This is a genomic window from Pinirhizobacter soli (assembly GCF_015905305.1).
GTDB lineage: Bacteria > Pseudomonadota > Gammaproteobacteria > Xanthomonadales > Rhodanobacteraceae > Pinirhizobacter > Pinirhizobacter soli.
In genome coordinates, this window is the sequence record NZ_JADZLQ010000001.1 from 1,277,186 (window position 1) to 1,298,808 (window position 21,623).

Here is a 21,623-nt window from a genome sequence, read left to right on the forward strand (position 1 = left end):
CTAAGCAGAAACCGTGCCGAATGCTTACAAGGGGCACACCCTCAAGATGAGCCCAATTAGCGACGACGTTCGGTATCGGGGTTATCGCGCCGCAGGAATTGATGGAAAGGGGTATCTCGGGGGTTGGGGGCTGGACCACGCTGCCAAGGCGGACGCGAACCAGCACTGGGCGCTATTTCCATCGGACTGAGGTTCGCGGATGACTGCGATGATTGGGATCGGGTCATGCGGATGGCCGCAGAGTGATACTCAGTACGATCACTGTCTAGCGCTCTATGCAAGGCAGCGATCACATCGGATTCGCGCCGGACTGCGGACATGGAACCGGAGCCTCTCAATGCCATGGGGCCTGCGCCGACCCGGACGTCCGTTCCCTGGACGTTGATCGTCCCCTGCCGCGCTTGCCAGTGGATGTTCCACTCCCTCGAACCGCGGTCGAACTTCAGGAAAGCTGCGGCCTGATCATTGCTGGGCCCATTGGCGTAATGCTCGTGGGAGAGAATGGCCGTGACGCGCCGTGGGTCGATGCTCAGGCGACTGAAATCCTCATGATGACGTCCTCCTTGTACGTGGGAGACGCGCAAGCTCTCCTCGTTCATTTTCTCCACCACCACTGAACAACCGCTAAGATCAGGTGTGAAAACCAGCTGCGGATCGCGGCCGTGATCAGGACGCACGGGAATGCCGATGCTCCCTCCTTGGGGTGCCCAATAGGCTTGGATCATCTCGGCACCACCGGTCCCACGATCGCGAACCGCAGCAGCCGCTTGCGAATGTGCCTCCACCACCATGGCCTCGCCTGCGACATCGTCGTGTACGCGGGTCACCGCAAAGTACATCGAGACGCCCGCGCCCAGATCGCGGGCCTCGTTGACGCCCGGGTTGCTCAAGGGCGCCATGCTTAGGGGCACGCCTCTGGTCAGGGTTTCGAATTCCGGCCCGACATCTTCCCAGCGTGCCACGGCGCGTTACCTTGCGAAAGGATCCTGGGTACGAGAGCCTACGCCCTAGGACCAAGAGCGCCTAGCGAATGTTTCGCAATATATCGCCGGCAAACAACGATCCAAAGCAAAGTAGGCGTCGATGGAAGGCCATTACAGCGGCCTTAGAGCCGGCAAAGCCGATCGACGTCGACCAGGGCGACGAAACCATCGGCGCGGGGAATGATGCCGCTGACGGGATCTCCCCGGCGGCTGGCACGGCCTGGCGGCGGGGCGGCGATATCGGCAGGATCCGCCACCAGCATGTCGCCGACGGCGTCGATGCGCATGCCGATGGTTTCCTCGCCGTGCTCGATCACCATGATGCGCTCGTCGTCATGGCCGGTATCGACGGCCACCAGGCCGAATCGACGGCGGCCGTCCAGCACGCTGACGATCTGGCCACGCAGGTTCACCACGCCCATCACCTCATCCGGTGCACCGGGCACGGGCGTGACGTCGCCCAGGCGGATCACTTCGCGCACGGCAGGCAGCGGCACGGCGTAGTGCTGGCCTTCAAGGACAAAACCCAGCCAGACGCTGTCGTCGGTGGAGGCGGCGAGCATGCTCATGGTGCTTCCCCAGCCAGTGTACGGAAGGAATGGATCAGGGCGGGGACGTCGATCACGCCGCAACGCAGTTCGCGCATCATGCCCACCAGCCACGGGCGCGATTGCGTCGGTGTACGCCAGGCGATGCCTTCGGCGTCGAGCACCACCGATTCTTCATAGACAGTGCAGGCCAGGGCCCAGGTGCGGTCGTGCAGTAAAAGCAAAGTGTCTGCTTCAGCTCCGGCCATGTCGGGTGCGAGCAGCGCGGCAAGGTCGATCACGCGTGCCTCGCCACCGGGGTGGCGCCAGTGTCCCAGGCAGATGTCAGGATCGCCCGGCTCCGGCCTTAGCGGTGGCAACGGCACCATGTGCCGCACCTCGCCCATCGGCAGTGCCAACCGCACTCCGGCGGCCTCGCACAGCAAGTAGCGCGAAGCGTTCTCGGCCGACATCGACTCCGGCGTGGCCGTCAACGGCACGGCCGCCCTCGCCTGTGGCGCGGCGTGTGATTTCGGCGGTGGCTCAACCAGGCTGGACGGCGCGGGTTTCAGCAGCGCGGAGAGATAGTCGGCCACCAGTTCGTCGGCGTCCTGGAAGCTGCGCAGATTCATGCCGCATCCTCCGCGCGTGCGTCGCCGGAGGCTTCATGCGCCGCCTGCAGGACAAGCAGTTCCTGCAACAGTTTGCGATAGGCTTCGCCGCCGCGGCGCGCGGCCGGCCACCAGGCCAGGGGCACGCCGTTGGCGCTGGCCTCGCGGATCTGCGTATCCACGGGAATCACGTTCTGCGTTACCAGGTCGCCGTGGCTCTCGCGCAGTTCCGCAAGACAGGCGCGCGAGGCGTGCGTGCGCGCATCGAACAAGGTGGGCACGATGCGCCGGCGCAGCGGCATGCCGCGCGAGCGTTCGATCATCGACAGGCTGCGCAGCATGCGGCCCAGGCCGGCCAGGGCCAGGGCCTCGGTCTGGGTGGGAATGAGCATGCGCTGGCACGCCGCCAGCGCATTGACCATCAACACACCGAGCGTCGGCGGACAGTCAATCAATACGTAATCAAAATCGTTCGCCAGCATGCCAAGTGACGTGCTCAGTACCAGGCCCATGCCCGAACGGGCACCGAGCTGGCGATCGAGCGTGATCATGGCAGGGGAAGCAGGCAGCACCGAGAGGCGCTCGAACTTCGTCGCCCGCACCAGGCTTGCGGCCTCCACCACGTCGCCATTGACGCCGAACAGATCGTAGACGCTACCGCCGTCGACACCCTCCACGCCCACGTAGCCACTGAGCGATGCGTGCGGATCCATGTCTACCAACAGCACGCGCTGGCCCGATTCGGCCAGCAAGCTGCCAAGCGAAACAGTCGTGGTGGTCTTGCCCACCCCGCCTTTCTGGTTGGCGACAGCCCAGATGCGCATCGTCAGTGGACTCCCAACGACGGGCTGGCAGTCAGCGCAGCAGCGACCGGCGCCACCATGTTGGTACCGCTGTCGCCTGCCTTGCCGGAGGGCGCGGCTTCTGCCTTGACCGGGACCGAAGCCGCCGCATCGTTGGCCTTCACGGGCGTGACTGCGGACTTCGAAGCAGGCGCCGGCGCCTGCGCGAGCTTCCCTGCCACGCGATCGTCGTCGCTGTAGAAGCGCGCCGGCGCGGCCTTGTCGCTCATCACCACGATCAGCACGCGGCGGTTACGGTTGCGGCCGTCGATGGTCCCATTGTCGGCGGCGGGACGGAACTCGCCCCAGCCGATGATACCCACGCGGTGCGGGTCGACGCCGCTTCCGGTGAGCAGGCGCGCCACGCTTGCCGCGCGTGCCGCGGACAATTCCCAGTTCGAAGGAAAAATCGCGCTGGCGATGGGCGTGGTGTCGGTATAGCCCTCGATACGCATCGGGTTCGGGAACGGGGTGAGGATGCCGGCCACATGGCGCAGCACGTCTTCGGCGGGCGCGGAGAGCCGCGCGGCGCCGCTGGCAAAGAGAATATCGGTGCGCACTTCGATCTCGAGCCAGTTGTCGGTACGGCGCACGGCAACCAGGTCCTTGTCGATCAGGGGCTGCAAGGCCTTATGTACCTGTTCGGCGATGGCATCAAGGTTGGCCGCTTCACCTGTCTTCGCATCGGCCGCGTGCAGGTTGTCGGCCGTGGGGCCAGCCTCGGGAGCGGCACCCTCGTGACCGGGCAGCGGCAGGTCGCGCGGCGGGATGGGTACGTCGATGCGCGCCACGGGCGCGGCCTGGGCCACGCGCGACTTGTTTGGCATGGGCACCTGGGCCGAAGGATCACCCGCGCGCGGCGCCTGGATCACCTGGGGCGTGCCGTGGAAGGCTTCGTTGATCGAGGCCGCCATCACCCGGAACTTGGTTTCGTTCACGGCCGAGACCGCATACATCACAACGAACAGCGCCAGCAGCAAGGTAATCAGGTCGCCGTAGGGGATGGCCCAGCGCTCATGGTTGATGTGTTCTTCGTGATGACGGCGCTTCATGGCAGGTAGCCCTGCAACTTGCTTTCGATATGCCGGGGGTTGTCACCCTGCGCGATGGAGACCAGTCCCTCCACCAGCATCTCGCGCATCTGCGAGCGGCCACGGGAAATGCTTTTCAGCCGCGAAGCAATCGGCAGCATCAGCAGGTTCGCCAGGCCAATGCCATAGATGGTGGCAACGAACGCCGCGGCGATGCCGTGGCCGAGCTTGCTCGGGTCGGCGAGGTTCTGCATCACGGCCATCAGTCCCATCACCGCGCCGATGATGCCCATGGTGGGTGAATAAGCGCCGGCGTTCTCGAACACCTTGGCAGCGTCAAGGTCCGAATGCTCGCGCGTGAGCACTTCCACTTCCAGCACGCTGCGCATGGCGTCGGGTTCGGTGCCATCCACCAGCAACTGCAAACCCTTGCGCACGAAAGGATCCGTTTCGCGCTCGATGCCGCCTTCCAGGCCCAACAGGCCCTGGCGGCGCGACACTTCGCTCCAGCTGACGATGCGGCCGACGAGTTCGCGGGCCTCGTCCACCGGCGGCCGGTACACCCACGGCAGCATGACCATGGCGCGTTTGAGCGTTTCGCTCGATGTCTGCACCAGCAAGGCGGCTGCGGTACCGACGAAGACGATGACGAAGGCGGCCGGATTCCACAGGGCGTCGATGGAACTGCCCTTGAGGATGGTGCCGACGATGATGACGACGAATGCCAGGATCGTGCCGCCGAGGCTGACCAGGTTCATCAGGCGAGCCCCCGCGGTGCAGGCAGCCACGACTGGCTGCCGTCGGCAAGCGAGGAAAGATCAAGCACCAGCGCGATGGCGCCGTCGCCGGTGATGGTGGCGCCGGCGATGCCCGGGACATCCTTCAGCAGGCTGCCCAGTGGCTTGGCCATGACGTCTTCACGGCCCAGTACGTCATCGACCAGGCAACCCACGCGCTGACTGCCGATATGCACCACCACCACGTGGCGGCCTCCGGCGGGCGCGTTCGCCCATTGCGCCAGATCGCACAGCGGCAGCGCGCGGCCACGGTGGCTGGCGACGACGCGACCATCCACGACGCTCACCTGCCCGGCCGCCAGTTCGAATACCTCGGCGATGTTCGACAGCGGCAACGCCAGCCGCCGGTTTCCCACGCGCACCATCAGCACGCGCAGGATCGCCAGCGTCAACGGCACCGACAGGCGGATCTCGCTGCCCTGGCCTGCCACCGAATCGATCGCCAGCGTGCCGCCGAGTTCGACGATCTTGGTCTTGACCACATCCATGCCCACGCCGCGGCCGGAGATGTCCGAGACTTCGGCGCGGGTGGAGAACCCCGGGCGGAAGATCAGTTCGAAACACTCGGTGGTGTCCAGGCGCGCGGCCTGCTCTTCGTCAAGGAGACCCTTTTCCACGGCCTTGCGGCGCAGCACTTCCGGATCCATGCCGCGGCCGTCGTCGGCCACGGTGATGATGATGCGGTCGCCTACCTGGGCGGCGGCAAGGCGCACGGTTCCCTGCGCGCGCTTCTTGAACCGGGCACGGTCGGCCGGACCCTCGATGCCATGGTCCACGGCATTGCGCAACAGGTGGATGAGCGGATCGGCCAGGGCCTCGACCACGGTGCGGTCGAGATCCGTTTCCTCACCCTCGGTCTTCAATTCGATGTCCTTGCCCAATTGGCGGGCAAGGTCGCGCACGATGCGCGGGAAACGCTGGAACAGCTTGCCGATCGGCTGCATCCGCATGCGCAGCACGGCGTTCTGCAAGTCCGCTGCGACGCGCTCGAGTTCGGCGACGGCGCGGTTCATCGCCTCGCCCTGCCCTTCGCCGGCCAGCATGGTAAGGCGGTTGCGCACCAGCACCAGTTCGCCGGCGGCATTGACCAGGCCATCCAGGCGGGCGGTGTCGACGCGGACGGTGCTCTCGGCCGTTGCGCCTGCGCGGGCCGGGTTGGCGGCGGCAGCTGGCGTTGCGGCAACCGGCGCTGGCGCGGCCACAACTACCGGCGCAACTGCGGCCGCGGCAGGCATGGCGGCGGGTGCCGCGCCGCCCGGGCCCTTGCCCGACCCATGCAGGGCGTCGAGCATGGCTTCGAATTCATCATCGTCGATGGCGGTGCTGGATGCTGCCTTCGCGGCCGGCACCACCGGTGCAGGGCTCGCCTCTGCCACGGTCGCGTCGACCGTGCCGGGCGCGCCACCGGCGCCGTAGAGGGAATCGAGCAGGGCTTCGAATTCATCGTCGCCGATCGGCGCATCGCCGGTTGCCGCCACGGGCGCGGCGGGCACGTGCGCGACCGCCGCTTCGTGTCCACGACCCGCGCGTGCGGCACAGATCAGGGCCTCGAACTCGTCGTCGATGGGATCCAGGCAAGGACCGGCTGCGGCGACGGGCTCAGGCACGCTCACCGCGTCGACATCCTGCTGCGCCTCAAGGCGGCGCAACAGGCTCGCCGGCGCCTCGCGAAGCGTCTCGCCGGCATCGCACGCGCGCATCATGTCGTTGAGCAGGTCCAGCGACTCCAGCAGCGCATCCATGTGCGCGGAGTTCAGCAACAAGGTGTGGTTGCGGGCCTGGTTCAGCAGGTCTTCGGCGCGGTGGCAAAGCGCCACCATCGGGTCGAAGCCCAAGAATCCGGCGCCACCCTTCACGGTGTGGAACGCGCGGAACACCGCGTTGAGCAACTCCGTGTCGGAGGGTTGCGTTTCCAGTTCCACCAGCTGTTCGCCGAGACGGTCCAACAGCTCCCCGGCCTCGACCAGGAAAACATTGACCAGCTCGCTGTCCAGCTCGACGCTCATCGTTATCCCTTAGAAGCCGAATTCGCTGAGCATGCGATCGACTTCGTCCTGGGCGACCCGGTCGCTTGCGGGCGCGGCGGTCGTGCCTGCAAGGGTGCCGGTCAGGCGCACCAGTTCCAGCAGCGAGGTATCGACCTTGCCCAGGAAATCGGCAACCTTGCGCACGCGCTGGCCGGAGAGGTCCTGCCAGGATTGCGCTTCGACCATCTCGCCCAGGCCCGCATCGGCGGCCACGGAGAATTCGTCCACGTGGGACGCCAGGGCGAAAGCGGCGGCCGAGAAATCGGTGCTGGCCGGATCCACGGCCATCAGTTCGTCGGCCTCGCGCGAGAGCGCCTGGACCTGTGGGCGCAACTTCTCGGAGAAATCAAGGCTGCGATGGGCAGCGGTGGCGCTCATCTCCAGCACGTCGGTAAGGTGCTTGCGAGCATCGCCCATGGTGCCCGGCTCGCCATCGGAGGAAATATCCGAAGACAGGCGGCGCACGGCATCGTGCAGGTCGCGCGCGAGGCAACCCATGGCGCGGAAAAGGTGTTGCTCGCGGCTGCGGATGAGCGTGTCCAGGGCCTGTTCGAAGTCGGCGCGGTCGCCTGAATCGAGCAGTTCGCGTAGCGCCGGGGGCACGTCATGGCCCAGCGGTGAAATCATCGTGTTCATGGCTGTCCTTAGCTCGCGGCCGCGAGGCGTTCGAAGATGCGGTCGAGTTTTTCCTTCAGCGTGACGGCGGTGAACGGCTTGACGACATAGCCGTTCACGCCGCTCTGCGCGGCGGCGATGATCTGGTCCCGGTTGTTCTCGGCGGTGACCATCAGCACCGGCAGGTGCTTCAAGGCCGCGTCCGCGCGAATGGCACGCAGCAGGTCGATGCCGGTCATGTTGGGCATGTTCCAGTCGGTCACCACCAGGTCGAACGGGGCCGCGCGCAACGAGGCAAGCGCGGTGACGCCGTCCTCGGCCTCGGCGATGGCCGTATTGGTGAAGCCGAGCTCGACCAGGAGGTTCCTGACGATGCGGCGCATGGTGGAAAAATCGTCCACCACCAGGATTTTCATGTTCTTGTCCAAAACGTGTCTCCGCGAGGCGTTCGCGCTACTTCTATTCGTCGGTGCTTCTTCAGGCCCGCTCGCGCCAGCCACCCATGCGGGCGCGGAGGCGGATCAGGGCTTGACCATGGATCTGGCACACGCGTGATTCGCTTACCCCGAGGATGGCGCCGACCTCCTTGAGGTTCAGCTCCTGCTCGTAATAGAGCGACATGACCAGCTTTTCGCGTTCGGGCAGGGAATCGATCGAGTCGGCCAGGGCCTCGCGCATGCCTTCGCGCTCGAAGAGCGCATCGGGCCCCTGGGCGTCGGGGTCGGCCACGTCGATGGCCGAACCTTCGTCACCCTCGGGAGCCGACAGCGACAGCAGGCGTGCGCCCGCGGCGTCGGCGAGGATCTGGTTGTATTCGAGCGCATCGATGCCAAGGCGCTTCATCACCTCCGAATCGTCAGCATCGGCGCCGGTCTCGTTCTCGATCTGTCGCGTCACCTCCGCTACTTCACGTACCTTGCGATGGACCGAGCGGGGCGTCCAGTCCGTCTTGCGCAGCTCATCGAGCATGGCGCCACGGATGCGGATGCCCGCGTATGTCTCGAAACTGGCCGCGCGCGTCGGCGAAAAATTCCTCGCCGCCTCGAGCAGGCCGATCATGCCGGCCTGGATGAGGTCGCCCACGTCCACACTTGCCGGCAGGCGCCCCATCAAGTGGTAGGCGATCCTGCGGACCAGCGGGGCGTGGATACGCACCAGCTCATCCGCCGGGATGCGCGAAACCTCCAGGTATTCGGTGGCGACGCTCATGACGGCAACCCTCCCATCGGACGGGGGCGCTCGCTGAAAAAGCCGATGCGACCCTGAGCGCGACGCTCGGGTTCGCCCCATGTATCGACCGCACGTGCCAGATTCTTGAATCCGAGCGCCGAACGGCTGCTTGGCCAGGCTTCGACGACCGCGGTCTGGCGACGGATCGCCTGGCGCAGGTATTCGTCGTGGGGGACCATCCCCATGAAATCGAGTGACACGTCCAGGAAGCGGCCAGTGACCCGGGAAAGCTTCTCGAACAATTGCTTACCTTCCTGGGCGTGGCGAACCATGTTGGCCACGATGCGGAAGCGGGAAACGTCGAATTCGCGCGAAAGCACCTTGATCAGGGCGTAGGCGTCGGTGAGCGAGGTGGGCTCGTCGCAGACCACCACCACCACGTCGTCGGCGGCGGAGGCGAACATCGAGACACTGTCGGACAGGCCCGCGGCGGTATCGACGATAAGGAATTCAGGGCGGACGACGAGCTCGTCGAAGGCGTGGATCACCGCCGCGTGCTCGACATTGGGCAGTTGCGCCATGCGGCGGGTGCCGGAGGTGGCCGGGATCACCTTCAGGCCATGGCGCGACTCAATGATCAGTTCCTCGAGCCGGGCGCTGCCTTCGAGCAGGTGGCCCAGGTGGCGGGTGGGCTGCAGGCCCAGCAGCACGTCGACGTTGGCCATGCCAAGGTCGGCGTCCAGCAGCAGGGTGTCTCGCCCGCCCATGGCCAGGGCCATGGCGAGGTTCACCGCCGTGGTGGTCTTGCCGACACCCCCCTTGCCACCGGCGACCGCGATGGTGCGGCAGGCCTGGCGGTCGCCGATGAAGGCAAGCCCGGCTGCCTGGTGGGCGGCGACGGCGAGGTCGTTGCTGCTGATAGGCGGCGATGACATCTGCAGGTAATTTCCAATTGCAATGTTCATGGGGATTCCGTTGCTTACGCCAGGGCGGCCTGGGCGACGCCGAAGCGGTCGGCCAGCAGGACATCGTCAGGTTCGGCCTGCCCGGTCTTGACCAGCTGGGCGGCGCGCAGGACGAGCTTTCGCGCATCCGCCGTGGCGATGTCTTCCGGTACACGCTGGCCGTCCGTGGTGTAGTCCAAGGGCAGCCGGCTTCGAATCAATGCAGAAAGCGCGCCACCCAGGAGCGGCGACTCGTCAAGCTTGGTCAGGATCACCGCCTGCGGCTTCAGCGGCTGGTAGGCGCGCACCGCATGCTCCATGGCCTGAGCCTGGGCATTGGCGGCCAGCACCAGGCACACGCGCACATCCGAGGCGGTCCTTAGCGTTTCGAACTGGCTTTGCAGGCGCGGGTCGGTGCCGGCAAGGCCGGCGGTATCCACCAGCACCGTGTGGCGGCCGCGCAAGGGGTTGAGCACCGCGTGCAGGCTCGCTGAGTCGTGGGCGGCGTGCACCCGCACCCCGAGCAGGCGGCCGTAGTGCTCCAGCTGGGCCGCCGCGCCGATGCGGTACTGGTCGGTGGTGACCAGGGTGACGTTGTTCGCGCCATGGCGAAGCACCGCGCGGGCGGCGATCTTGGCGATGGTGGTGGTCTTGCCTACACCCGTGGGACCGACCAGGGCGACGACGCCGCCGAGCTGGTCGATCTCGCGGCCGCTGACGGCGATGTGCCGGGACAGCAGGCCCAACGGCAGGTAGCGCGACTGCTCCACGGTCATGTTGGGCGGCAGTTCCGCGGTGAGCATGCGGGCCACATCCGGATCCAGGCCCATGCGGGTCAGCTCGCGCAGCACGCGGGCCTGCAGGGGCTGTTCGCGGTCCAGCTGGTTCCAGGCCAGGCTCGACAGCTGGATCTGCAGCATTTCCTTCAGCTGGTTCAATTCTTCGCGCATGCCGTTGACGGCGATGTCCGGGCCCGGCACGCGGGTGGCGGCGCGGACGGCGTCGGCGACAGAAGCGGCAAGCGCCGCGGTGCCGTAACGGGTCGCCCCGGAGCGAGGAGTAGTGGGCGCAAGGTGACGCTCAGCGGCGGGTTCGGCCTCGGCCTTGCCCCTGGCGGCAGCTTTCGGGGCCGCGATCGGGGGTAGCTCGGCCCGCGGAGCCGGTGCGCTCTCGCGCTCGGCGCCGTGGTCGGCGGCCTCGCGCATCAGCGCCTCGTCGTAGTCGAGCGCCGCGATGATCTCGATACCTTCGGCGATCCGGCGGGAGGACAGGATCACCGAATCCGGGCCTTGTTCCTCACGCACTTCCCGCATGGCCTGTCGCATGTCAGCGGCAACGAATCGTTTGATCTTCATGGCGTGGATCCGGAATGCGTGGCGATGGTCAAGGGGTTGGCGGTCATGGTGCGAACGGCGGTGTTCCGTCGTATGTCGTGGGTTTTCCGTCGTGTGCCGTTCATCGCTCGCCCAAGCCCCTTCTCTAGCGTCCCAATGCCGTTACCAACCGCACGCGGCGGTTGTCCGGCACTTCGTTATAGGCAAGCACGTGCAGGTTCTGTGCCACATGGCGGGTGAAGCGGGCCAGCCACGGGCGCAGGTTCGGGGCGACCAGCAGAACCGCAGGTTCCCCGGCAATTTCCTGCCGGCGGGCAGCCTCGGCGACGCTCTGCTGCAGACGCTCGGCCAGGCCCGGCTCCACCGCCGCGCCGGCCACGCCGCCGCCTTGCAGCGAGCCCAGGAGGATCTGTTCCAGGTCTGGCGCCAAGGTAATGACGGGGATCTCCGAGCCCATGCCGGCGATCTCCTGGACGATCTGGCGACCCAGGGCAACGCGGACGGCGGAGGAAAGCACGCCGGGATCCTGACTCTGGCCCGCATGCTCCGCCAAGGATTCGACAATGCCGCGCATGTTGCGCACCGGCACTCGCTCGGCCAGGAGGTTCTGCAGCACCTTCACCACCACGCCCAGCGACAGGCGCTTGGGCACGAGGTCTTCCACCAGCTTCGGCGCCGTAGCGGCCAGGCGGTCGAGCATCTGCTGCACGTCCTGGTGGCCCAGGAGCTCATGGGCATGACCGCCCAGGATGTGCGAAAGATGGGTGGCGATCACCGTGGCCGGGTCCACCACCGTGTAGCCGAGCGATTGCGCATGCTCGCGCAGGCCCGGCTCGATCCATACCGCCGGCAGGCCGAAGGCAGGGTCGGTGGTGGCGATGCCGTTCAGCGCGCCATGCACGCGGCCCGGATCGATCGCCAGCATCCGCTCGTTGTGGATCTCGGCCTCGCCCATCGGCACGCCCATCAGGCTGATGCGGTAGGAATGCGGTCCTAAGTCCAGGTTGTCGCGGATGTGCACCGCCGGCACCAGGAAACCCAGTTCCTGCGACAGCTTGCGGCGGACCGACTTGATCCGGCCCATCAGCTCGCCGCCCTGGTTCTTGTCCACCAGCGGAATGAGCCGGTAGCCCACTTCAAGGCCGATGGTGTCGACGCTTGCCACGTCTTCCCACGACAGCTCCAGTTTCTCGCCGGACACCGGCGCCTCGGGCGGGGCTTCCAGCGCGCGCCGGGTGGCGGCAGCTACTTCCTGGCGACGTTTGTTCAAGGCCCACGCACCGGCCCCGCAGACGGCGCCGAGCATCAGGAAGGCCACGTTCGGCATGCCGGGGACCAGCCCCATCACCGCCAGCACCACGCCTGCCACCGCCAGCGCCTTGGGCTGGCCGAACAGCTGGCCTACTACGTGCCGGCCCATGTCCTGCGACTTGGACACGCGGGTGACGATCACCGCGGCTGCAATGGAAAGCATCAGGCCCGGCACCTGGGCGACCAGGCCGTCGCCGATGGTCAGCAGCGTGTAGTTGCGCGCCGCCTCGCTGGCGGAGAGGCCGTGCTGCAGCATGCCGACGAAGAAACCACCGACGATGTTGATGATGAGGATCAGGATGCCGGCGGTGGCGTCGCCGCGCACGAACTTCGAGGCACCGTCCATGGAGCCATAGAAATCCGCTTCTTCGCGCACTTCCTGGCGGCGCTCGCGCGCCTGTTCCTGGGTGAGCAGACCCGCGTTCAGATCCGCGTCGATGGCCATCTGCTTGCCGGGCATCGCATCGAGGGTGAAACGTGCGGTCACTTCCGACACGCGCGTGGCGCCCTTGGTGACCACCACGAAGTTGATGATGGTGAGGATGCAGAACACCACCAGGCCCACGGCAAAATTCCCGCCGATGACGAATTCGCCGAAGGCCTCGATCACCTTGCCCGCCGCGCCCGGACCCATGTGGCCGTGCAGCAGCACCACGCGGGTGGAAGCGATGTTCAGCGCCAGGCGCAGCAGGGTGGCGCCCAGCACCACGGTCGGGAAGGCTGCGAATTCCAGCGGCCGCATCACGTACACCACCGCCAGCAGGATCACCAGCGACAGCGCGATATTGAAGGTGAAGAGCAGGTCCAGCATGAACGGCGGCAGCGGCAGCATCAGCATCGCCAGCACCAGCAACATGGCGACCGGTGCGCCGATGCCGCGGCGGGCCATCTGGCCGAATACGGCGAAACCTGAAGTGGACGGGGTAGCCATGGCTTAGTTCTCGTCGTTCATGCGGTAACGGCCCAGGAGGTCGGGATCGACATCCGGGTTGGGTTTTTCAGGCATAGCGTCGCCCTGGGCGAGCGCGGTCTTCAGGCGAAACACATAGGCCAGGATCTGCGCCACGGCCACGAACAGCGTGGCGGGAATTTCCTGTCCTACTTCGGTGGTGTTGTAGAGCGCGCGGGCCAGGGGCGCGGCCTCCACCAGCGGCACCCTGTGCGCGCCGGCCACCGAGCGGATCTGCATGGCGATCACGTCCATGCCCTTGGCCACCACCCTCGGCGCGCGCATGGCGTCCTCGTAGGACAGCGCCACGGCGAAGTGGCTGGGGTTGACCACCACCACGTCGGCCTTGGGGATGTCCTGCATCATGCGGCGGCGGGACATCTGTATCTGCATGCTGCGGATGCGGCCCTTCATTTCGGGGTTGCCGTCACTTTCCTTGTGCTCGTCCTTGACCTGCTGCTTGGTCATGCGCATTTTTTTCGCGAACGAGAATTTCTGCCACGGCGCATCGATCAGGCCGATCAGGCCCAGCACGCAGGCGAAGAACAGGCAGGCCTGGCCGATGGTGCCCAGCGATCGGTGGACGCCGGCGGCGACGTCGCCAGAGCCGGTACCCAGCATGTCGGCGCGGCTTTTCATCATGTACCAGACCAGCACGCCACCGATCAGGACGAGCTTGAGCATCGATTTGCCGAGCTCGACGAAACCATTGGTGGAAAAAATGCGGCCGAAGCCTGCGATCGGGTTCAGCCGGTCGAACTTCGGCAACAGCGCCTGGCCGGAAAAATTAAGGCCGCCAAGCAAGGCGGGCGCCGCGAAGGCGGCGACGATGGTCACGACGAACAGCGGTGCGAGCATGCGCAGCGCCTCCAGTGCGGCGGCGGAGAGCACATGGGAAATGCCGTCGGCGGAGTAGAGATCCTCGCGGTTGTAGCGCACGCCAAGCATCATGATGTTGCGCGCATGCAGGGCCAGCTCGTCGCGCGTGGCAAGGATGCTCGACACGCCGGCCAGCACCACCACGCCGGTGGACAATTCGCGCGAGCGCGGCAGCTCGCCTTTCTCGCGGGCTTCGCGAAGGCGTTTTTCACTGGCCTCTTCTGTGCGGTCCTGGTCGCTCTCCTCGCTCATGGCGAACCTCCGCCGATGAGGCCGCGCATGGTTGCCCAGGCGTCGGCGGAAAGCGCATCGAAGGCGCCGGGAAGCTGGCGCAAGGCCAGCCAGACGGCAACCAGGCCAAGGCTTACCGTAATCGGGAAGCCCACCGCGAAGAGGTTCATCGATGGTGCCGAGCGGCTGATGGCGCCAAAGCCCAGGTTCACCACCAGCAAGGCGGTAAGCGCAGGCAGCGCCACGCGCAGGGCGCCGGCGAACAGGTGCCCGCTCCACGTCAGCACGCCCCAGATGTCGTCGGCGCCTACACCCGGGCCCCCGAAGGGCATGGTGTGGAAGCTGTCGGCCAGGAGGGCGATCAACTGCAGGTGGCCGTCGAGCGCCAGGAACAGCAAGGTGATCATGCCGGTGTAGAACTGGCTCATCACCGACGTCGAGCCGCCGCCAAGCGGGTTCACGGTTTCGGCGTAGGAAAGGCTCATCGAGGTGGAGATCAGCTGCGCGCCGAAGGCCACCGCCTCGAATACCAGTTTCAGCACGAAGCCGATCAAGCCGCCCAGCAGCATCTGCTGCGCCAGCACGCCGATGCCCTGCCCCGACATCGGCTCGAGGCCCACGGGGGCCATCGGCGCGATCACCGCCACCAGTGCCAGGGCGAGGCCAACGCGGATGCGTACCGGGATGGTGGTGGCACCGAATATGGGAGCCACCAGGAACAAACCGCCAACGCGGGAAAGCGCCCATGAGAAGGCGCCGATCCATGCGGTGATCTGGGCGGCTTCGATCGGCATGGCTAGCGCGCCGAGGCCGGCAGGTTTTCGATCAACTGCTGGGTGTACTGCACCAGCGTGTGCAGCATCCAGGGGCCGGCGACCACCAGCACCAGGGACATGGCGATCAGCTTGGGGATGAAACTCAAGGTCTGTTCGTTGATCTGCGTGGCGGCCTGCACCATGCCGATGATCAGGCCCACCGCCAGCGCGGTGAGCAGCAACGGGGCGCCGATCAGCATGGCGATGTACAGCGCCTGCTGGCCGAAATTGATCACGCTTTCCGGCGTCATGTGTAGAAGCTCCCGGCAAGCGTGCCCAGCAGCAGCGTCCACCCGTCCACCAGCACGAACAGCATGATCTTGAAGGGCAGCGAGATGATCATCGGCGACACCATCATCATGCCCATCGACATCAGCACCGACGCCACCACCAGGTCGATGATCAGGAACGGGATGAACAGCAGGAAGCCCATCTGGAAGGCGGTCTTCAGCTCACTGGTGACGAACGCCGGCAACGCCACGCGGTAGGGCACCGCTTCCTTGCTGGCGTAGGGCGCGTCGCCGGCCAGCCGGGTGAAGAGCTGCAGGTCCGGCTCGCGGGTCTGGTCCAGCATGAACCGGTGGAAAGGAGCCGCCGCGGCGGGCAACGCGGCTTCCGCCGTCATCGTGCCGTCCATGTACGGCTTGACGCCGTCGGCGTAGGAATGGTTCAGCACCGGCCCCATCACGAACAAGGTCAGGAACAGCGACAGGCCCAGGATCACCTGGTTGGGCGGCGTGGTGTTGGTACCCAGCGCCTGGCGCAGGAACCCCAGCACGATCACGATGCGCGTGAACGAGGTCATCATCAAAAGGATCGCCGGCAGCACGGTCAGCGCCGTCATCAGCGCCAGCATCTGCAACGACAGCGTCCAGTTCGAACCGCCGTTGGCGGCTGGTGCCACGTTCACCAGCGGAATGCCGACGGGGTCGGCGGCGGCCAGGCCCGGCAGCAGCACCAGGGCGGCAAGAAGGATCCAGCGCAGCGTCTTCATCAGCGCTTGCCCCACAGGCTTAGGATGTCGCGGAAACTCTGTGGCGCGGTGGATGGCGCCGACGCATCCTCGGCGATGGGCGTTGCCAGCACATGCAGCGTGCGCAGGCCCGACGGCGACGCGCCCACCAGGAGCTGCGTACCGCCCACTTCCATCAGCATCACTTTTTCCTTCACGCCCACCGGCATGGTTTCGATCACGCGGATCTTCCGGCCGCCGGGACGCACCCGGGCCTGCGCCCGGCGGGTGAGCCAGCCGGCGACGAAGATCATGGCCACGATGCCGGCCAGGCTCAGCACCACGCGCAGCAGTTCCGCACCCGTATTCATCGGGGCAGGAGCGGCCATGGCGGCGGGAGCGGCCCGCAGCATGCCCGGCGCGACTGCCATCAGCAGGGCGCCGAAGGAGGCAAACACGGTTTTCATCGCAGCTTGCGCACCCGCTCTGCGGGGCTGATCACGTCGGTCAGCCGGATGCCGAACTTCTCGTTGATCACCACCACTTCGCCGTGGGCGACCAGGGTGCCGTTGACGAACACGTCCAGCGGCTCGCCCGCGGCGCGGTCCAGTTCCACCACCGAGCCCTGGTTCAGCTGCAACAGGTTGCGGATGGAGATCTTGGTGCGGCCCACTTCCATGGCCATGGTCACCGGCACGTCCAGGATGACGTCGAGGCTGACGTCGGAGGAGATGCCGGCCTTGGCCAGGACTCCGGCGTTCGACTCGTCCGCAAGGGCGGTGGCTTCACTGTTCATGTGCGCTTCTTCTCGTGGTGGTTCATTGCCGCGCGACGGTTTGCCGGCGGGTCACGAGAAAGGATGCAATGGGTGTGCCAACCCTTATTGGTTACGCCGTGACCGGATCGGGCAGCAGTTCGGTCGGGGGCCGGGTCACCCTCGTGCGCATCAGCTGCTCGAAACGGACCGCCTTGTGACCGTTGGCGTTACCCATCCGGCCGCGGAATACCGGTATGTCCTCGGCGTAGACGGACGCAAATTCCGGCATGGAGATGGGAATGACGTCGCCGGGCCTAAGGTGCAGGAAATCGCCGATGCTGATGCGCGTTTCGGCCATCAGCGACGACAGCTCCACCTCGGCATCGAGGATTTCCTCGTGCAGGGACTGGATCCAGCGGTCGTCGCGTTCGGCGCGGTCGCTCTGCACGCCGGCGTCGAGCAATTCACGGATCGGCTCGACCATCGAATACGGCAGGGTGAGGTGGATTTCCCCGCCGCCGCCGTCCAGCTCGATATGGAAACGCGAGACCACCACGGTTTCGGTGGGGCTGACGATATTGGCGAACTGGGGGTTGATCTCGGAATTGAGGAATTCGAAGTCCATCTTCAGCACCGGGGCCCAGGCTTCGCCCATGGCGGTGAAGATCTCACCCAGCACGATCTGGATCACGCGGTTCTCGGTGGGGGTGAAATCCCGGCCCTCGATGCGCGCGTGGTAGCGGCCGTCGCCGCCGAAGAAATTATCGATCACGGTAAACACCAGGCGCGGCTCCAGCACGCAAAGGGCGGTGCCACGCAAGGGCTTGATGCGGATCAGGTTGAGGTTCGAGGGCACGGCAAGCGAATGCACGTACTCGTTGAACTTCATCATGCGCACGCCAAGCACCGACACCTCGCAGGACTTGCGCAACACGTTGAACAGGTTGCCGCGGAAGTAGCGGGCAAACCGGTCGTTGACCATCTCAAGCGTGGGCAGCCGGCCGCGGACGATGCGGTCCTGCTGGGTGAAGTCGTATTCGATGGCAATGCCCGGCGGCAATGGCTCGTCGACCTCGGTTTCCACCGCGCCGCCTTCCACACCGGCCAGCAGCGCATCGATTTCTTCCTGGGAAAGCAGGTCGCTCATGGCAGGTCCTTTTCAGCTACTGCATTACGAAGCTGGTGAAATACACCGCGTCGATGCCGGGCTTGCCGGTCTTGTCCGCCACGATCTTCTGCACCGCGGCCAGTGCCTCGGCCTGCAGCTTCTGCTTGCCCTTCGCGTCGGTCAGGGTGGTGGCGTCCTGGCCTGAGAACAGCATCACCAGCGCGTTGCGGATCACAGGGTCGGTGTCTTTCACAGCCTGGATGGCTTCCGGATCGTGCGACATCACGGTAATGCCCACCTGCAGGTAACGCAGGGCGCGGTCGTCCTGGAAGTTCACCACGAAGCCCGGATCCAGCGCCTGGTAAAGCGCCTCGCGATGGACCGGCTTGGCTTCTTCGGCACTCTTCTTGTGCAGCAGGAAGAAGCCGCCGGCACCGATGGCAATGACCGCCACGGCGAGGATGGCCAGAAGCCCTCCCTTCCCCTTTTTCTTCACGACCGGGGCAACATTTTCGGCGGTTGCGGACATGGAAACCTCAAGCCTTATAGCTAATGTCGAAAGCGTTCGCGCGGGATATCCGCGCTCGTCATGATGTTCGATGCAAGCCGCGTGCCACGGCTTCAAGGCCTTGCACCATGCGGGTTTGCCTTAAACCAGTCGCGCCGGTTTCCCGGCGCGTGTCGGTATTTTGTTGTTCAAACCATCCTTCGGCTACGCGAAGTCGTCGACCAGGGCGTTGGACACGCGCACGGTGGCGCGCTGTACCTCCGCGGTGTCGCCGGACTCGCCACCACCCTGTGCCACCTGGGCGAACGACTTGCCGTTGCCCTGGCCGTCCTGCCCCGCCTTCTGCTGGCCGACCTGTGTCTGGCCCAGTTGCAAACCGTGGTGGGCAAGCATGGTGTCGAGCTGGGTGAGAGTCTGGTTCACTGCCTGCACGGCGGCCGGGTGCTGGGCGGCGAAAGCGACGTCCACGCGGTTCTCGTGCACGCTGATCTTCACGTCCAGCTGGCCCATGTCCTCCGGATGCAGGCGGATGGACGCTTCCTTGATATCCCCGTGGCTCATCCAGGCGATCTGCTGGCCCAGCTCATTGGCGAAGGCCGGCGTACCCGCCACCTGGGTGCTTTGCAGGGCGGCCGGTACGGGCACCGGGACGGCTGCCTGGGACACCTGGCCGGTAGCCAGCTGCGCGGGATCCGGTAGCTGGGCCGTCGTGTCCGGATCGGTCTTTGCGCCGCTGCCCAGCAACCCTGCCACGGCATCGCCGACGAGGCCCACCGCCTTGCCGATCACGCCTGTGGCAGCATCGGCGACGGTACCGGCCACCGCCCCGCCGAGCGAACCGGTAAGGGCCTGGGCCATCTTCGAAGACGCTGTAATGGCGGCGCCGATGTCATCGGCGATGGTGGATTTGCTGTCGTTCGACGTGGTGGTCGGCGCCGTAGTTGGCATGGTTACCGCGGTAGCCACCGGCGCTGGCTGGGTGGATTGCTGGATCAGCGCCAGCATGGCAGCGGCGATGGCCTGGCCATTGGCAGGGTCGACCGTTGGCTGGGATGGCTGATCGCTTGAGCTCGTCTTGGCATCGACGGCGGGCTGGGTGTCGGCGCTCACCGCCTGTCCCTGTGCCTGGGAGGCAGCGGAAGCCAAGTCAGCCAGGTCCGCGGCAACGCCATCGGTCGTGTCGGTGGCCGTGGCTTCACCATCATCACTCGTGTCGGCCTTCGCGCCCTTGGCCTTTGCGTGATGGGTAGCACTGCCTGCCTGGGTTCCCGGCGGCTGTGCCTTGTCTTGCGATGGCGCGGCATCCTCGTGCGGCGAGGCGTCTTTCTTTGCCGCAGGCGCGGCCGACGCGTGCTTCATCGCGTCGCCAAAGCTCGGTGCGTCATCACGGTCGGGCATGGCCGTCGTTGACCGGGACGCGGGCCGCTGCGGCGCAGTGATCTGGATGGATGGGGGCGTGGAGGCGTTCATGGGCGTTCTCATCGTCGTTAGCCCGGCTTGCGCTTGGTCTGCGAGCGCTCGTCGGCCTGGTTCTGTTCGTGGCGGTCCTCGGCCTTCCGCTCGGCGTCGCGGTAGCGGGTGGTGACGGTATCCAGGGCCTTGGCCCGGCCCCGTGCTTCCATCCACGCCTGCTGCGATGCCGCTACCGCGCGCTCGCGGCGGGCCACTTCGCCCATCTGCTGGACGATGGCCATGTCGATGCGCGCAAGGAAGCTCTGGCGGTTGAGGATGCCGGCAACGTTGCTGCCGGAAGGGATGCTGCCGTAGTCGTCGCGATAGCGACGCAATTCATCGAGCTGTTGCTGGGCCATGGCCAGCTGGTTGCGCTGGTCGGCCATGGCAACGGTGGCTTCCTGCTCGCGCTTTTCCGCCAGGTCCACCACCGGTTGAAGGCGATCGGCACGCGAGGTCATGCGCGCTCAACCTGGGCCACGGCGCCGAGGCCGGTTTCGGCGTCGGCCAGGCCCACCGGCTCATCGGTTTCCTGCTGCAGGAACGCCGACAGCCGCGGGTACAGGGCGATCGCTTCGTCCGTGCGCGGGTCGCTGCCCTTCTGGTAAGCACCCACGGCAATCAGGTCGCGCTGCTGCCGGTAGGCCGAATACACCTGGCGGAAGCGCTGCGCCGAACGCATGTGCTCGCGCGATACCACCGCCGGCATGACGCGGCTGATGGATGCCTCGATGTCGATGGCCGGGTAGTGGCCCGCTTCGGCCAGGTCACGGGAAAGCACGATGTGTCCGTCAAGGATCGCGCGCGCCGCATCGGCGATCGGATCGTGCCGGTAATCGTCGCCCTCGGTCAGCACGGTGTAGAACGCGGTGATCGAACCGGTGCCGGTGGCATCGTTGCCGGCCCGTTCCACCAGCGCGGGCAACATGGCGAACACCGACGGCGGATAACCCTTGGTCGCCGGCGGCTCGCCGATGGCCAGCGCGATCTCGCGCTGCGCCTGGGCATAGCGGGTGAGCGAATCCATCAGCAGCAGTACGCGCTTGCCCTGGTCGCGAAAATGTTCGGCCACCGCGGTGGCCAGCTGCGCGCCACGCAGGCGCGAAAGCGGCGGCGCATCGGCGGGTGCCGCCACCACCACGGCGCGGCGACGGCCTTCCTCGCCCAGGATGTGATCGACGAATTCCTTCACTTCGCGGCCGCGCTCGCCGATTAGCCCTACCACCACCACGTCGGCGTCGGTGAAGCGGGTCATCATGCCCATCAGCGTGGATTTGCCCACGCCGGAGCCGGCGAACAGGCCGATGCGTTGGCCGCGGCCAACGGTCAGCAGTGCATTGATCGCGCGCACGCCGGTATCGAGCGGTGTGTCGATCGGCTGGCGCGACATCGGATTGATCGGCTCGCGGCGCAGCGGCGCGCGCTCGCGCACCATCAGCGGGCCCTTGCCGTCCAGCGGCGCGCCATCTGCGCCGATCACGCGGCCGAGCAGTTCATCGCCCACCGGCACGCCGGAGGTGCCGGCCACCGGGCGCACTCGGGCGTTGGGTAGTACACCGTGCAGCTCGCCCGTGGGCATCAACAGCAGGCGGCCATCGGCGAAGCCGACGACCTCGGTTTCATGTTCGTTACCGTCGGCGCCGGACACCATGCAACGCGCGCCCACCGGAGCTTCGCAGCCGACGGCTTCCAGGGTGAGTCCCACCACGCGGCGCAGCTTGCCCTCCGCCTGCAGCGGGCGAAGATGATCCAGCTGCGCGCGGCGCATGGCCAGCGCATC

24 protein-coding genes are annotated in these 21,623 nt (G+C 66.3%); all 24 read right to left on the reverse strand.

Annotation, left to right across the window (positions count from 1 at the left end; all coding sequences use genetic code 11):
• Positions 1 to 56: 56 nt before the first annotated feature.
• The 24 genes from NDK18_RS05435 to fliI all read right to left on the reverse strand — a co-directional run bounded on the left by NDK18_RS05435 (position 57) and on the right by fliI (position 21,617).
• Positions 57 to 962 carry a hypothetical protein gene (locus tag NDK18_RS05435; protein WP_250627267.1) on the reverse strand — a complete coding sequence of 302 codons (906 nt, stop codon included), beginning with the start codon at positions 960 to 962 and terminating at the stop codon, positions 57 to 59.
• 143 nt (positions 963 to 1,105) lie between these two features.
• Positions 1,106 to 1,552 (reverse strand): chemotaxis protein CheW, encoded by a 447-nt coding sequence (locus tag NDK18_RS05440; RefSeq protein ID WP_250625322.1) that lies wholly within the window; start codon positions 1,550 to 1,552, stop codon positions 1,106 to 1,108.
• On the reverse strand, positions 1,549 to 2,142 hold the full coding sequence (locus tag NDK18_RS05445; RefSeq protein ID WP_250627268.1) for a chemotaxis protein CheW: 594 nt from the start codon (positions 2,140 to 2,142) through the stop codon (positions 1,549 to 1,551). The genes NDK18_RS05440 and NDK18_RS05445 overlap by 4 nt, the downstream gene beginning before the upstream one ends.
• Positions 2,139 to 2,945: a ParA family protein gene (locus NDK18_RS05450; protein ID WP_250625320.1), complete on the reverse strand. Its 807-nt coding sequence runs from the start codon at positions 2,943 to 2,945 to the stop codon at positions 2,139 to 2,141. The genes NDK18_RS05445 and NDK18_RS05450 overlap by 4 nt, the downstream gene beginning before the upstream one ends.
• Before the next feature lie 2 nt (positions 2,946 to 2,947).
• Positions 2,948 to 4,015, reverse strand: a complete 1,068-nt coding sequence (gene motD, locus NDK18_RS05455) for a flagellar motor protein MotD (RefSeq protein ID WP_250627269.1) — start codon at positions 4,013 to 4,015, stop codon at positions 2,948 to 2,950.
• Positions 4,012 to 4,752 (reverse strand): flagellar motor protein, encoded by a 741-nt coding sequence (locus NDK18_RS05460; protein ID WP_250625318.1) that lies wholly within the window; start codon positions 4,750 to 4,752, stop codon positions 4,012 to 4,014. The genes motD and NDK18_RS05460 overlap by 4 nt, the downstream gene beginning before the upstream one ends.
• Positions 4,752 to 6,797, reverse strand: coding sequence for a chemotaxis protein CheA (locus tag NDK18_RS05465; protein ID WP_250625317.1), 2,046 nt, complete (start codon positions 6,795 to 6,797; stop codon positions 4,752 to 4,754). Before NDK18_RS05465 ends, NDK18_RS05460 begins: the two co-directional genes overlap by 1 nt.
• 9 nt (positions 6,798 to 6,806) lie before the next feature.
• The gene (locus tag NDK18_RS05470) at positions 6,807 to 7,454 is read right to left on the reverse strand and encodes a protein phosphatase CheZ (protein ID WP_250625316.1); all 648 of its coding nucleotides are present in this window, start codon (positions 7,452 to 7,454) and stop codon (positions 6,807 to 6,809) included.
• An 8-nt stretch (positions 7,455 to 7,462) separates the two neighbouring features.
• The gene (gene cheY / locus NDK18_RS05475) at positions 7,463 to 7,861 is read right to left on the reverse strand and encodes a chemotaxis response regulator CheY (RefSeq protein WP_250625315.1); all 399 of its coding nucleotides are present in this window, start codon (positions 7,859 to 7,861) and stop codon (positions 7,463 to 7,465) included.
• Between the two features lie 49 nt (positions 7,862 to 7,910).
• Complete coding sequence (locus tag NDK18_RS05480; protein ID WP_250625314.1) at positions 7,911 to 8,642, reverse strand: RNA polymerase sigma factor FliA; 732 nt, start codon at positions 8,640 to 8,642, stop codon at positions 7,911 to 7,913.
• Positions 8,639 to 9,568, reverse strand: a complete 930-nt coding sequence (locus tag NDK18_RS05485; RefSeq protein ID WP_284691801.1) for a MinD/ParA family ATP-binding protein — start codon at positions 9,566 to 9,568, stop codon at positions 8,639 to 8,641. Before NDK18_RS05485 ends, NDK18_RS05480 begins: the two co-directional genes overlap by 4 nt.
• 14 nt (positions 9,569 to 9,582) lie before the next feature.
• Entirely contained in the window at positions 9,583 to 10,902 is a 1,320-nt protein-coding gene (gene flhF, locus NDK18_RS05490; RefSeq protein WP_250625313.1) for a flagellar biosynthesis GTPase FlhF, read from the reverse strand.
• 124 nt (positions 10,903 to 11,026) lie between these two features.
• The gene (flhA, locus tag NDK18_RS05495; RefSeq protein ID WP_284691505.1) at positions 11,027 to 13,123 is read right to left on the reverse strand and encodes a flagellar biosynthesis protein FlhA; all 2,097 of its coding nucleotides are present in this window, start codon (positions 13,121 to 13,123) and stop codon (positions 11,027 to 11,029) included.
• A gap of 3 nt (positions 13,124 to 13,126) precedes the next feature.
• Positions 13,127 to 14,272 (reverse strand): flagellar biosynthesis protein FlhB, encoded by a 1,146-nt coding sequence (flhB, locus tag NDK18_RS05500; RefSeq protein ID WP_250625312.1) that lies wholly within the window; start codon positions 14,270 to 14,272, stop codon positions 13,127 to 13,129.
• Positions 14,269 to 15,045, reverse strand: coding sequence for a flagellar biosynthetic protein FliR (fliR, locus tag NDK18_RS05505; RefSeq protein ID WP_250625311.1), 777 nt, complete (start codon positions 15,043 to 15,045; stop codon positions 14,269 to 14,271). Before fliR ends, flhB begins: the two co-directional genes overlap by 4 nt.
• Before the next feature lie 2 nt (positions 15,046 to 15,047).
• Positions 15,048 to 15,317 carry a flagellar biosynthesis protein FliQ gene (gene fliQ, locus NDK18_RS05510; RefSeq protein ID WP_250625310.1) on the reverse strand — a complete coding sequence of 90 codons (270 nt, stop codon included), beginning with the start codon at positions 15,315 to 15,317 and terminating at the stop codon, positions 15,048 to 15,050.
• Positions 15,314 to 16,060 (reverse strand): flagellar type III secretion system pore protein FliP, encoded by a 747-nt coding sequence (fliP, locus tag NDK18_RS05515; protein ID WP_250625309.1) that lies wholly within the window; start codon positions 16,058 to 16,060, stop codon positions 15,314 to 15,316. The genes fliQ and fliP overlap by 4 nt, the downstream gene beginning before the upstream one ends.
• Entirely contained in the window at positions 16,060 to 16,485 is a 426-nt protein-coding gene (gene fliO / locus NDK18_RS05520) for a flagellar biosynthetic protein FliO (protein ID WP_250627270.1), read from the reverse strand. The genes fliP and fliO overlap by 1 nt, the downstream gene beginning before the upstream one ends.
• Complete coding sequence (fliN, locus tag NDK18_RS05525; RefSeq protein WP_250625307.1) at positions 16,482 to 16,814, reverse strand: flagellar motor switch protein FliN; 333 nt, start codon at positions 16,812 to 16,814, stop codon at positions 16,482 to 16,484. The genes fliO and fliN overlap by 4 nt, the downstream gene beginning before the upstream one ends.
• A gap of 91 nt (positions 16,815 to 16,905) precedes the next feature.
• On the reverse strand, positions 16,906 to 17,922 hold the full coding sequence (gene fliM / locus NDK18_RS05530) for a flagellar motor switch protein FliM (RefSeq protein WP_250627271.1): 1,017 nt from the start codon (positions 17,920 to 17,922) through the stop codon (positions 16,906 to 16,908).
• Positions 17,923 to 17,938: 16 nt separating this feature from the next.
• Positions 17,939 to 18,412, reverse strand: a complete 474-nt coding sequence (locus NDK18_RS05535; RefSeq protein WP_250625305.1) for a flagellar basal body-associated FliL family protein — start codon at positions 18,410 to 18,412, stop codon at positions 17,939 to 17,941.
• Between the two features lie 183 nt (positions 18,413 to 18,595).
• Positions 18,596 to 19,789 carry a flagellar hook-length control protein FliK gene (locus tag NDK18_RS05540; protein ID WP_250625304.1) on the reverse strand — a complete coding sequence of 398 codons (1,194 nt, stop codon included), beginning with the start codon at positions 19,787 to 19,789 and terminating at the stop codon, positions 18,596 to 18,598.
• A gap of 89 nt (positions 19,790 to 19,878) precedes the next feature.
• Positions 19,879 to 20,304 carry a flagellar export protein FliJ gene (fliJ, locus tag NDK18_RS05545; RefSeq protein WP_250625303.1) on the reverse strand — a complete coding sequence of 142 codons (426 nt, stop codon included), beginning with the start codon at positions 20,302 to 20,304 and terminating at the stop codon, positions 19,879 to 19,881.
• Complete coding sequence (gene fliI / locus NDK18_RS05550) at positions 20,301 to 21,617, reverse strand: flagellar protein export ATPase FliI (RefSeq protein ID WP_284691580.1); 1,317 nt, start codon at positions 21,615 to 21,617, stop codon at positions 20,301 to 20,303. The genes fliJ and fliI overlap by 4 nt, the downstream gene beginning before the upstream one ends.
• Positions 21,618 to 21,623: the final 6 nt, after the last annotated feature.